Annotated in this window: 10 protein-coding genes; 4 read left to right on the top strand and 6 right to left on the bottom strand. The window is 68.6% G+C overall.

The annotated features are described in order from the left end of the window. The first annotated feature begins 413 nt into the window (after positions 1–413). Both ABNF93_RS21365 and ABNF93_RS21360 read left to right on the top strand, forming a co-directional pair. On the top strand, positions 414–1253 hold the full coding sequence (locus ABNF93_RS21365; RefSeq protein WP_349329898.1) for a M23 family metallopeptidase: 840 nt from the start codon (positions 414–416) through the stop codon (positions 1251–1253). 43 nt (positions 1254–1296) lie between these two features. Beyond that, entirely contained in the window at positions 1297–2256 is a 960-nt protein-coding gene (locus ABNF93_RS21360; RefSeq protein WP_349329897.1) for a coiled-coil domain-containing protein, read from the top strand. Between the two features lie 125 nt (positions 2257–2381). On the opposite strand, the gene ABNF93_RS21355 is transcribed toward ABNF93_RS21360, so the two are convergent. The 6 genes from ABNF93_RS21355 to sdhC form a co-directional block, all read right to left on the bottom strand. After that, positions 2382–2918 (bottom strand): hypothetical protein, encoded by a 537-nt coding sequence (locus ABNF93_RS21355; RefSeq protein ID WP_349329896.1) that lies wholly within the window; start codon positions 2916–2918, stop codon positions 2382–2384. Positions 2919–3145: 227 nt separating this feature from the next. Continuing rightward, entirely contained in the window at positions 3146–3445 is a 300-nt protein-coding gene (locus ABNF93_RS21350) for a 4a-hydroxytetrahydrobiopterin dehydratase (RefSeq protein ID WP_349329895.1), read from the bottom strand. Between the two features lie 183 nt (positions 3446–3628). Next, a complete protein-coding gene (locus tag ABNF93_RS21345; RefSeq protein WP_349329894.1) occupies positions 3629–4864 on the bottom strand; it encodes an exo-beta-N-acetylmuramidase NamZ family protein in 1236 nt (411 codons plus the stop codon). Positions 4865–5086: 222 nt separating this feature from the next. Then, a complete protein-coding gene (locus ABNF93_RS21340; protein ID WP_349329893.1) occupies positions 5087–5851 on the bottom strand; it encodes a succinate dehydrogenase/fumarate reductase iron-sulfur subunit in 765 nt (254 codons plus the stop codon). A 32-nt stretch (positions 5852–5883) separates the two neighbouring features. Continuing rightward, on the bottom strand, positions 5884–7698 hold the full coding sequence (locus ABNF93_RS21335) for a fumarate reductase/succinate dehydrogenase flavoprotein subunit (protein WP_349329892.1): 1815 nt from the start codon (positions 7696–7698) through the stop codon (positions 5884–5886). Between the two features lie 29 nt (positions 7699–7727). Then, entirely contained in the window at positions 7728–8528 is an 801-nt protein-coding gene (sdhC, locus tag ABNF93_RS21330; protein WP_349329891.1) for a succinate dehydrogenase subunit SdhC, read from the bottom strand. Positions 8529–8903: 375 nt separating this feature from the next. On the opposite strand from sdhC, the gene ABNF93_RS21325 reads away from it, so the two are divergent. Then, positions 8904–10100 carry an NUDIX domain-containing protein gene (locus ABNF93_RS21325; protein ID WP_349329890.1) on the top strand — a complete coding sequence of 399 codons (1197 nt, stop codon included), beginning with the start codon at positions 8904–8906 and terminating at the stop codon, positions 10098–10100. A gap of 281 nt (positions 10101–10381) precedes the next feature. Next, positions 10382–12538 carry a GxGYxYP domain-containing protein gene (locus ABNF93_RS21320; RefSeq protein ID WP_349329889.1) on the top strand — a complete coding sequence of 719 codons (2157 nt, stop codon included), beginning with the start codon at positions 10382–10384 and terminating at the stop codon, positions 12536–12538. Positions 12539–12708: the final 170 nt, after the last annotated feature.

The raw sequence follows: 12708 nt of genomic DNA, 5'->3' as shown, positions 1-12708 counted from the left end.
TTGCGGCCTCCGCCAGCCGAGGGGCGGGTCCGAACTTTCCGCATTGTGGACTCTTGGCAGATCTGATCACCCTATGTAGCGCAGAATCCCTCAAGTCGGCCACGGGGGCCGTACCGGCACCACCTGCACAGCACGGCTCCCGGAGAGCATTTCGCGTATGCAACCTGTTTGCCGCACGTCGAACCATCGCACCGATCGTCACCTCACGTCACGTGGGTCTTCCTGGTCGAGGCAGTCATCGGCGGGCCGTGCCTTCTCGCGCACCCCCGACCGAAGGAGACCTCGTGAGGCCGCACTCACAGTCCCACTACGTAGGGTCAGCAGGACCTAGGCATCGAGGAACCCGCCGCTCTCTCTTCCACCGATCTCGAAGATCGGCCCGAGCCCTCTCGGTGGTCGCCGCCGTCCTCGGGGTGACCGTGGCGACGGTGGGTGTGGCGGCGCTGTGGTTCACTCTCGAGTACCCAGGTCGACTCGCGGCGATGATCACCTCCAACGGCGCGTCGGCCAGTCCGGACGCCCAGCCGAGATCGCTCAACTCGCGGTACCTGGACCTCGGCGGCCTGCACTCATCCGTCGACCCGACGTCGAGTGTGGAGACCGCGCGGGCGGACAGGTCCAAACTCGCCGACAGGTCGGCGACGAGGGCCAAGCCCACGGCCAAGGCGACGAGTACGAAGCCCAAGCCGAGCCCGACCAAGGCCAGCCCCAAGCCGGCAGCCGCGCCCGCACCGAAGAAGGCGGTGGCCGAGAAACCCGCCGGGCAGCCGTCACCGGTCAAGCTCGCCGACGGACGTCCCAACTTCCAGTCGCCGTTCACCTGTGGCGAGCGGTGGAGAGGGACGACGTACGCCAACCACAATCCGGAGGACAAGAAGATCGACTTCTTCTACCAGGACGGAGAGACGCGCGGCCGTGACGTGCGGGCGTCCGCACCAGGAGTGGTGAACCGGATCCTCCCCGAGATCGGCGCGATCAAGATCTATCACGGCGACCGCTGGTACACGATGTACAACCACATGGACCCGATCCTCGTGGAGGTCGGCCAGAAGCTCGCCCAGGGTGAGCTGGTCGGCAAGGCCGGTTCGGTGGACACCGGTGTTCCCCACCTCCACTACGAGCAGATCTACGACGCCGACAACGACGACTGGGGCAGCAGCCCGGCAGAGATCGTGAATCCGATCATCCAGGAGGTTCGTTACTCCCTCAGCGCTGGCGACGAGCCGATCATCAAGAGCACGAACAACTGCTGACAACGCACCCGACAGACCGCGGGGTCCGGCACGATATGCCGTGATGGAGCAATCGGCAGAGTTTCTCGAGACCGCACGTGAGCTGTACGCGGTGCCGCCGGGGGAATTCGTCGCGGCCCGTGACGACCTGGTCCGGCGCGCCCGTGCCGACCACCGGCTCGACCTGGCCCGGGCTCTTGCCGGGCTGCGCCGGCCGACCCAGAGCGCCTGGGTGGTCAACCTGTTGGTACGTGAGCGTGGTGAGCTGGTCGCGGAGCTGCTGGAGCTGGCCGAGGAGTTCCGGCCGGCGTACGAAGCGGGCGCGGGCGACCAGCTTCGCGAGCTGTCGACCCGTCGGCAGCGGCTCGTGTCACAACTGATCACCGCCGCTCGGCGGCTCGCCGGAGAGGCGGGCGTCCGGGTGTCGCCTGAGCTCGGCCGTGACGTCGAGGGGACGCTGGGCGCGGCGCTCGTCGATCCCGACGTCGCCGAACAGGTCCGGGGCGCGACGTTGGCGGCGGCGGTGGAGTACGCCGGGTTCGGGCCGGTGTGGGCGGCTCCTGGCCCGGCGGTGGTCCGTGACCGGGGCGCGAACCGGTCCGGCGCCGAGAAGAAGACGCCACGCGGCCGGAACGCAGGGGTCGAGCGGCTGTCGGATCCTGGTCGACGTACGGACGAGCGATCGGGCGGGCGACGACGTACCGACGATGGCGGGCGGGCCGGCACTGACCGCCGTACGGAGGCTGAACGGCGGGTCGCGGAAGCCCGCGCGGCGGTGGCAGAAGCAGAACGCGACCTTGCCGACCGCGACAATGCCGTTGACGAGGCGGTCGGTCAGGCCAACGCTGCGCGGGACGAGGTCGACCGGCTGCGTACGCAACTGCGTGACGCCGAGGAACGGGCGAAGGCCCTGGAACGCGGCGTCCGCGCGGCCACCAAGCGGCAGCAACGGTCGGCCGACCACCTCGCCACCGCGCGAGGGCGGCTCGCGGACGCGACCCGCCGGGCACAACGCGCACACTGAGAACGCAAAGAGCGCCGCCGGGAACTGCTACGTCCCGGTCGGCGCTCGACCCGTTGCGTTCTTCGTGCGCGCTGTGGCGGCAACGGTCACCCAGGTGGTCTGGCCATTGACGTCCTGGGCGTCGCCTAGGCGGCCCTCTCGGTCATCCGCGTCCGATGCCGGCGACGCCTGCGTACGGCTGGGAGACAGTCGTCCTCCGGGTATTGCCCGTCGGAGTCGGCCTCCCGGCGCTCCGCGATCCCGTCGAAGGTGGGTCGTGGTAGCGGGAACCGCAGCCGGGAACGTACCCGGCTGAGCCGGCTGCCGGCGGACCCGTTGGCGTCCGGACCACGGTGCAACGATCGCGACCTCGGATAGTCACTCGCCGCGTGTGCGAGATAGGCCACCGCGACCGGTTGTGCCTCGCGATTGCGCAGGTCGCCGCGATAGACCCGGACGCGGACGGTGGCGACGATGTTGTTGGGTTCCTCTCCGTCCGAGCCGCCGTAGACATAGACCCTGCCGCCTGGGAGCCTGCCCTGGTGGTCGATGATCCACTGCTCCAGCAGGCTGCGGGCGATGGAACGAGGATCCCGGCTGAAGCTGTCTTCGCTGATGACACTGGACAGCCAACGGCCGTCGGGCGTGGTTGTCGCGATGTCGTACGTGTATCGCTCCCTCATGAGAACCCCCTCGAGTCGGGGTTGCGAACGCAGGCAGCGCGCCGTTGGGAGCCGGTACGTTCGTACGCTCGGCCTTAAAGGATGACCAGCGAATGCCCGGTGAGTCAACGGTCTGACGCAATGGACGTCCGTGTGGCTCCCACCCGGAGACAAGATTCTCCGGCTTCGGCCCTTGCCAGCCGGAAATATGGCTGATGATCACCGCCCGGAAACCCAGAGCGAGCGTGCTACCGGCCGGCACGGCTCTCGGCGAGCCGGTTGATATCCCGGGCGAGGCTGACGTCCTTGGTCGTGATGCCACCCTCGGAGTGGGTGCTCAGCGTGAACGTCACCGTGGTCCAGCGGATGTCGATGTCGGGGTGGTGGTCCTGCTGTTCGGCGGCCTGCGCGACCTCACTGACCAGCGCGACACCGGTGAGGAAGTCGGGTGCCGTGACGGCGCGGTGAAGAGTCCCGGCGCGCGCCTCCCATCCGGGGAGGTCGCGGAGGGCGTCGGTGATCTGGTCATCGCTCAGGAGTTCGGCCATCGGTGCTGCCCTTTCCGCTCGAAGGGGGCCTTAGGTACGACGTACCCCATGGGAGGAGGGTGCCCCATGGGAGCAGGTGCCCCATAGGAGGAGGTGCCCCTGGCACGAAGGATTGTGGGAGGAGGGTGCCCCTGACACGAACCTACGGGATGAGGGGCTCATCCAAACGGGCGAGCCCGGTCCTCAGCCAGCCGTCGCGGTGTCGGGATAGAGCAGGACCTCCTCGCCCGCCCACGCGGCCGGGTGCTGAGGCGAGTCGGATCCGGCGAGCGCGAGAAGTGGCGTCGGGTCCTTGCCCGCGTCCACGCTCTGGCGGAGCGAGCCGCTTCCCCACAGCAGGTCGATGAAGTGCCGGTGCCCCGTCCCCCCAGCGCCGGCCGCGGTCGTCCTCCACCCGAACTCGCACGGGTAGAGCGTGCGCAGGGTGTGCAGCATCGCGAGGGCCGTGCGTACCGGGGCGAAGGTGGTCCGGTCGGTCACGTGCAGCTGGACCCCGCGGACAGGTTGGCCGGCGTACTTGTGGAACGTCGGGGTGAACCACGCCTCCCTGAACCGCACCCCGGAAAGCGCGGAGTCGTTGAGGGTTGCTGCCCACCGCCCGTCGACGTACGGCGCCCCGATCAGCTCGAACGGCCGCGTCGTCCCGCGCCCCTCCGAGAGGTTGGTGCCCTCGAAGAGTCCGGTGCCGGGATAGGCGAGCGCGCTGTCCAGGGTGGGGATGTTGACCGACGGCATGACCCACGGCAGGCCGGTCTCGTCGGCGTGGAGCGACCGGTGCCAGCCCTCCATCGTGACGACGGAAAGGTCGGCTGGTTGTCCGACCTCGGTGGGGATCGCGGTGGCGTTGAGGTGCCGGGCGAGTTCGCCGGCGGTGAGGCCGTGCCGGACGGGGATCGGCGCCCGACCCACGAAGCTCCCGTACGCCCGATCGAGCAGCGGGCCCTCGGCGGCCAGGCCACTCACCGGGTTCGGCCGGTCGAGTACGACGAAGCGGACGCCGAGCCGGGCCGAGGTCGCGAGCAGGTCGTACATCGTCCAGACGTAGGTGTAGAACCGGGTCCCGATGTCCTGCAGGTCGAAGAGCAGCGTGTCGACCTCGGCGGCCGCCACGACCGCGTCGAGCCCCCGGCCGCTGGAACGGTAGGTGTCGTGGAGCGGCAGCCCACTCACCGGATCATGGGTGTCCGGCTCGCTGTCGCCGGCCTGGGCGGTGCCGCGGAGGCCGTGTTCGGGACCGAAGAGCGCCACCAGGGGTACGCCGGCAGCGAGGAGCGCCGCTGCGTCGGAGCTGAGGTCCGGCATCACGCCGGTGTAGTTGGTGACGAGACCCAGCCGGCGTCCTGGGCCCGCGAGTGTCGGGTCGGCGCTCAGGCGTTCGGCACCGGTCCTCGTGCGTACGGGCGTCTCACGCTCGCTCACGTGCCGGCCCTCCTGCCTGCCATTGGCCCGTGATCACCGGTTGGTGGCGGCCGGCGATGGGCACGGCCGGTCTCTCACCGGTGCCGCGCAGTGGGCGCCGGGTCACCAGGCGGTCTCGGTGCGGTGGCCAGGCCCACCACCTGGAGACACGGTGAGAAATTACCCGTGGTCGTCATGGATCGTCAATTAACCACGTGGCCGAGCGAAGGCATTGGGGGCGGCTCAGACCTCCGTGCGCTGGTCGCGGCGGAGGATCTTCGAACCGAGCCACACCAGCGGGTCGTACTTCCGGTCGGCCACGCGCTCCTTCATCGGGATGATCGCGTTGTCGGTGATCTTGATGTGCTCGGGGCACACCTCGGTGCAGCATTTGGTGATGTTGCACATGCCGAGCCCGGCGGCGGCCTGGGACAGCTCCCGGCGGTCATTGGTGTCGAGCGGGTGCATGTCGAGCTCGGCGTACCGCAGGAAGAACCTCGGCCCGGCGAACGCCTGCTTGTTGTCGTCATGGTCGCGGATCACGTGACAGGTGTCCTGGCACAGGAAGCACTCGATGCACTTGCGGAACTCCTGCCCGCGTTCGACATCGACCTGCATCATCCGGCGCTTGCCGTCGGCGTCGGGCGGCTGTGGCGCGAACGCCGGGACCTCCTTCGCCTTCTCATAGTTGTACGAGACGTCGGTGACGAGGTCCTTCACGATCGGGAACGTCCGCATCGGCGTGACCGTGATCGTCTCGTCCTGCGCGTACTCCGACAGCCGTGTCATGCACATGAGCCGCGGCCGGCCGTTGATCTCTGCACTGCACGAACCGCACTTGCCCGCCTTGCAGTTCCAGCGCACCGCGAGGTCACCCGCCTGCGTCGCCTGCAACCGATGGATGGCGTCGAGGACGACCTCGCCCTCCTCGACCGTCACCGTGAAGTCCTGCAGCGCACCGCCGTCGAGATCGCCGCGCCAAATCTTCATCGACAGGTCGTAGCCCATCTCGTCTCCTCGGTCCTTCGTCCTCGTTGCGGCTAGCTCTGGGCGAACAGCGTGTTCAGGTCGTCGGGCATCGCAGTCAGCGGTTGGATTGCCAGGTCGATCGCTCCGGCGCGTTCGCGCAGAACGATGTTCTTGGTTCCCCACTGGTCGTCGGTCATCGGGTAGTCGTCGCGGGTGTGACCGCCCCGGCTCTCGGTCCGGGTGAGGGCCGCACGGGCGATGCACTCCGAGACCCACAACATGTTCTGCAGGTCGAGCGCGAGATGCCATCCAGGGTTGTACTTCCGGTCACCGGCCACCGTGAGGTGGTCGGCGCGCTCGGCAAGCTTCTCGATCTCGAGCAGGGCCTGTTCCAACTCGTCGGCCTTGCGGATGATGCCGACCAGGGAGTGCATGACGTCCTGGAGCTCGCGTTGGACGTCGTACGGGTTCTCGCCGCCCGCGTCGGCGAAGGGTGTCAAGGCGGCGTTGACGGCGGCCTCGACCGCGGCGGAGTCCACCGCCGGCCGAGCCGTGCGGACCTTCACCGCGTGGTACGCGGCGTTGAGACCGGCCCGGCGCCCGAACACCAGCAGGTCCGACAACGAGTTGCCGCCAAGCCGGTTGGACCCGTGCATACCGCCCGAGCACTCGCCGGCGGCGTAGAGGCCCTCCACCGCCGACTCGCCGCTGTCGGCGTCGACCTCGATGCCACCCATGACGTAGTGGCAGGTGGGGCCGATCTCCATCGGCTCCTTGGTGATGTCGACGTCGGCCAACTCCTTGAACTGGTGGTACATCGACGGCAGCCGTCGCCTGATGAACTCCGGGTCACGCCGCGACGCGATGTCGAGGTAGACACCGCCGTGCGGCGTGCCGCGTCCTGCCTTCACCTCGGCGTTGATCGCGCGGGCGACCTCGTCGCGGGGGAGCAGCTCCGGAGGTCGGCGGTTGTTGGTCTTGTCGGTGTACCAGCCGTCGGCCTCCTCGATCGTGTCGGCCGTCTCGGCTTTGAAGAACTCCGGGATGTAGTCGAACATGAAGCGCCGACCCTCGGAGTTCTTCAGGATGCCGCCGTCGCCGCGGACCGACTCGGTGACCAGCAGCCCGCGCACCGACAGCGGCCACACCATGCCGGTCGGGTGGAACTGCACGAACTCCATGTTGATCAGGCTCGCGCCGGCGCGCAACGCCAGCGCGTGCCCGTCGCCGGTGTACTCCCAGGAGTTCGACGTGACCTTGAACGACTTGCCGATCCCACCCGTGGCCAGCACGACCGACGGCGCCTCGAAGAGGACGAAGTTGCCGCTGTCGCGCCAGTAGCCGAGCGCACCGGCCACCTTGTCGCCGTCCTTGAGAATGTCCGTGACCGTGCATTCCATGAAGACGTCGATGCCGAGCGCGACCGCCCGTTGCTGCAGCGTACGGATCATCTCCAGGCCGGTGCGGTCACCCACGTGCGCCAACCGGGCGTACCGGTGACCACCGAAGTCGCGCTGCGAGATCAGCCCGTCCGCGGTGCGGTCGAAGAGCGCGCCCCACTCCTCGAGCTCGAGCACCCGGTCGGGCGCCTCCTGGGCATGCAGCTGGGCCATCCGCCAGTTGTTGAGCATCTTCCCGCCACGCATGGTGTCGCGGAAGTGCACCTTCCAGTTGTCCTCGGGATAGAGGTTGCCCAAGGCGGCGGCGGCGCCGCCCTCGGCCATGACGGTGTGGGCCTTGCCCAGCAGGGACTTGCAGACGATCGCCGTGCGTGCCCCCGCGTCGTGGGCGGCGATCGCCGCGCGCAGGCCGGCGCCGCCGGCGCCGACGACGATGACGTCGTAGGAATGCCGTTCGTCAACTGTGTCTGGAGAGTTGGCGCTCATCGATGGTCCCTCAGGTCTTGGCGAGGCGTTCAGTTGTAGAAGCGGAAGTCGGTGATCCAGCCCGCCGACACGGCCATGATGTACGCGTCGGTGCCGATGACCGTGACGAGCGAGATCATCGCGTACTGGCCGTGCCGGGTGTTGAGCTTGGACACGAAGGTCCAGTAGCGGTAGCGCCACGGATGCTTGGAGAAGCTTCGCAACCGCCCTCCGACGATGTGGCGGCACGCGTGGCAGGACAACGTGTAGGCCCACAGCATCGCGAGGTTGACCCAGATGATGAGGGTGCCGAGGCCGATGCCGATCCCACCGTCCTTGCCGTTGAGTGCGAGCACGGCGTCGTAGACGTTGATCAGGCCGAAGACGAGCGCGCCGTAGAAGAAGTAGCGGTGGAGGTTGAGCAGGATCAGCGGGAACCGCGACTCACCGGTGTACTTCTTGTGTGGTTCGGGAACCGCGCACGCCGCCGGGGCGAAGAAGAGTGAACGGTAACCAGCCTTGCGGTAGTAGTAGCAGGTGCCCCGGAAGCCCGCGAGGATCACGAAGGTGATGACCGCGATCGGGATGAACGGCGGCATTGCTGGCAGCGGAGTCCCGAAGTGGCTCGACCCTGGCACACACGCCGAGCTGATGCACGGCGAGTAGATCGGCGTGAGGTAGTGCTCCTCGCCGGCCCAGTAGTACTTGTTCATGAAGATCCGCGCCGTCGCGTAGACGATGAAGAAGAGCAGGACGGCACCGGTGGTCAGCGGGCCCCACCACCACTTGTCACGGCGGAGCGTCCGCTCCGTGATGCGTGCGCGTTCGGGCCCCAGCACTCCCGTGGCCATCTCGCCCCTTCCTCTCCAGGTGTCCTCGGCCGGCCAATCTCGTGGCCGGACGGCCGCGACCTTCGGGTCTGGAGTCTGCCGCATGGCCTGCCGGCCGCCGCCCGTGGGTGATCGGTGAAGATCATCGCGCTGGGCTCGTGCCGGCGTACTCCCGGTCAGCCTCCGCAACGCATCGTGCACCTTCTCGGCCCCGAACGGTGGAACCTGCAGTCCGCATCACATGTGGCATCGGACACACTGTCGCGCGACACCCGACCCGACGGCGCCGGCGTGGAGGCGGTTTCATGATCACCGGAACCTGCCGGCCGGAGGTCTCCGGCTTGGGCATGGGGCACTCGTTCCGGCGCGAAGCGGGCGTCGGACATGATGGACGGGATGGCGGATACCTCGCACCAGGTGGTTGTCGCGGCGGCGGTCGTGCGTACGGGCTGCCTGCTCGCCGCGCGGCGGCGTACCCCCGCGCGGTTGGCCGGCGCCTGGGAGCTCCCTGGCGGCAAGGTCGAGCCGGGTGAAACCGACGCGGCCGCCCTCGTGCGCGAGTGCCGCGAGGAGCTCGGCGCGGAGATCGATGTGATCGAACGCATGGAGCCCGCGGTCACCCTGGAGTCCGGCTGGGTCCTGCGCGGCCACGTCGTCCGCCTCGCCGCCGGGTCATCCGAGCCCGTGGCCGGGGCCGACCACGACGCGATCCGCTGGCTGATGCCCGAGGAACTCGACGACGTAACCTGGCTCGATGCCGACCGGCCACTGGTCGACGCGCTGCGAGAGCGCCTGCTGGACGGCGAACCGCTGCCGGGCGGCGGGGTCGGCGGTGCCGTGCGGATCGGGCCGACCGTACGCCGGCCCGCAGGGCCGTGGACCCCGACCATCGCGGAGCTGCTCGATCACCTGCGGGCACATGGCGTTCCCTGCGTACCTCGCCCGTTGGGCGTCGACGCGCGCGGCCGCGAGGAGCTGTCGTACATCCCGGGGGAGACGGTCGCGGGTGGCGACGGCAGTGTTCCCGGATGGGCACGCGGCGACGACGTGATCGGCGCGGTGGGTAGGTGGTTGCGCCGCTACCACGAGGCCGCGCTGTCGTTCCGGCCCGCCGATCCGCGGTGGCGGCTGGCGGGTGGCGACGCTGAGGAGCTGGCGCCGGACCGGGTGGTGTGTCACAACGACATCGCGCCGGCGAACATCGTCGTCGAGCGGGACGTCACGACCGGACGGGTGGAGCTCGCCGGTGTCCTCGACTGGGATGTCGCCGGGCCTGGGCGGGCGATCGACGATCTCGCCTTCGCGGCGTGGAACCTCGTGCCCCTGAACGCCGAGCTCGCGGCGGTCGAGGCGGCCCGGCGGCTGCGGGTACTCGCCGAGGCGTACGGCGGGATCGATCCGTACGAACTGCTCGCGGCCGTACCCGTCCGCCTGGGGACGTCGATCGACCGGATCCAGGCGGGTGCGGCCCGCGGCGACGCCGGGATGCGACGGTTGCTCGCGGCCGGTGTGGTGACGAGGGTCGAGACCGCACGGGCGCGGCTGACCGAACGCCTCCCGCAGGTCGACCGCGCGCTCGCCCGCGAGTCCTGAGCCGAGTTCGACCAGTCGGGATCCTGTCCTTGCACATCGTGCTGGCACGTCATACCGGCACAACGCGTGGTGTCGTGGTGGTGGTGTACACGCCCTGCCGGACTGGCGGGAAGCGGACAAGGGTGCTTGTCGCCGTGATCGCCGCACAGTACGTTCCCGGCGCATGACCTCCTGAACACTTCCATACATGCCGCGCCCACGACCCCACTTCTGGTTGGTCGCGGGGCAGCAATCGTGAATCCACCCGACATGTGGCGGCTCCACTTCGAGGAGTTCTTTAGATGACTGCATCTGTCCCGCGAATATCACGCCGAGGATTGCTCGGTACGGTCCCGGTTCTCGCCGTAGCCGGAGGTGTTCTGTCTCCGCGCGGCACCGCGTGGGCGGCCGGATCCGAAGGAATCTCCTGGCCGGCCGGGCAGGAACTTCCCACGTTCGCGGGGCCCGAACGCCTTGACGCGCTCTTCATGGCCGGCGACACCCCCACCGACGTCCAGCTTCTCGTCACCACGTTGCAGGGTCTGGTCAACCGGAAACGGCCAGAGATCTACATCATCAAAGGCGAGGCAGGCGAAGGGCGCAAGACCTGGCTCGATGACTCGAAGGTGCCATACCGCGAGTTCACCGATCCGTGGAAAGTCATCAGGAAACATCTCGACCGGGCAAAGGGCGTCGTCATATATGATCCGGCGGTCGTCGAGAGCATCAATGTCGCGACCACGCTCGCCGGTCTGAAAGACGCCGTGATCGCGAGCCCGGAACTCGCGGAGAAACTCGCCGCCGAACCGTTCGAGATGCGCGTTGTCGACGACCTGCGCGGGCGGTTCTCGTCCAATATCGAGGCGACGGCCTGGCAGTTCGACAATCTCTGGCCGCAGACCTCCCACCGCGTCGTGCTCGGCATCAATCCTGGCCAGTCCGCGCCGATCCCGCCGGACAACTGGAACGACTTCGCCGAGGTCGCTCGGGAGGACCGCCCGATCCGCGACGGCTCCAACCGGCTGGTGTACGAGTTCGACCTCAGCGCCTTCGCCGGGGGCGACAAGCTCTATCTGCGGTTCCAGGACTCGCAACCGTCCGACGGATGGGGTGGCGCGCTCCACGAGCTGACCCTGACCGCCGACGGCGAGCCGGTCGCGAACTTCGTCGCCGGTGACGAGACCGAGCGGGCGTCCCTCTTCGACCGCGGCGGTGCGGGGTTCAAGCCGCAGACCGACGACGGGGACTCGCACCGGTTCGCGGACGGCACCACGTACTTCATCTACGAACTCACCGTCCCGGCCGGCGCGCAGACCATCTCGGTCGCCCTGGACATGTTCAACCAGTTCCTCGTGTCGGCATCCAAGACGGCGCCGGCTGTGTCCTCCGACGACCGCATCCCGGCGTCGCAGCAGCTGCGCGACTATGCCGTCGCACTGAAGGCCATGCCGTTCTGGCTCGGCTCCAACGACAGCCCGGAGGAGGCCGAGCTGATGAGCCGGATCTTCTCCTCCTGCGAACGGGGGACGCCGTACCTCGGCTGGTTCAGCGGGGAGTTCGCCGGCGTGAAGCTGGCATCGGCCGAGGGTGTGTACGTCCTCGCCGCGGACTTCCTGGAGAACTCCACCGTCCACGGCGGGTTCCGCGCGCCGGTGGAGCCGCAGGTCGCGGCGGACGCGCCGGCGCTGGAGAACAAGGTCTACCTGACATTCACCTTCGCCGAAGGCGACAACGTGCAGTACTGCCAACACCGGATGCGCGTGCTGTGGGACGACGCAGGCCGCGGCAGTGTGCCGATGAACTGGTCGGTGAGCCCCCTGCTCGTCGACGTGGCGCCGCTGATCGTGAGCCATTACCTGCGTACGGCGACACCGAACGACCTGCTCGTCGCCGGGCCGTCAGGGGCGGGCTACTTCTACCCGTCGTTCTGGCCGCAGGACCACCTGCCGGAGTTCCTCGGGCAGAACAAGGCGTACTTCGACGCGCTCGGTCTCCACATGATCTACGCCCTCGACGACATCCCGGTGCTGGAGGAGGCGTCGGCCAATGCGTACGCCGACCAACTGGGGCTCGACGGCATCGTCTTCGCAATGTGGGCCGAGCGGAGCGAGACGACGATCATGGCCGACGGTCGGCTGCCGGTGTCGAACCAGATCGCTCACACCGACCGGGCCGAGGTGCTACGGCGGATCCGGGTCAACGCCGAGGCTTTCGACGGGTCGAAGCCGCTGTTCATCGCGGTGGCGGTCGCGGCGTGGGACCAGACGCCGAGTGACGTGGCATGGATCATGGACCAGCTGGGCGAGGAGTTCGTGGCGGTGCGGGGCGACGAGTACTTCTCCCTGGTGCGCGAGGCGTACGATCAGAACGCCATCGCCTCGGGGCGGAGGCTCCCGACGGCACCGGGGACATCGACGCCGGGGACATCGACGCCGTCTCCGGCCCCGCCCTCGCCCTGACCTGCGTTCGACCTCGCCCCGCGCGCGGTCGCCCCGGCGCTCTCGCCCTGACCCGCGTTCGAGCCCGTGGGCGGCGTTGGAGCCCTGCTCCGGCAGGTGGATAACATGGTCAGCCAGGCGAACCCCGCCGTGCAGGGCATTGACGCCTTGCCCGGTGTCCACCGGCCCGG

The organism is Actinopolymorpha sp. B9G3, from assembly GCF_040120725.1.
In the GTDB taxonomy this organism is placed as follows: domain Bacteria; phylum Actinomycetota; class Actinomycetes; order Propionibacteriales; family Actinopolymorphaceae; genus Thermasporomyces.
Note: the sequence above shows the minus strand (reverse complement) of the source record. Positions and strands in the feature narration are given on the sequence as shown.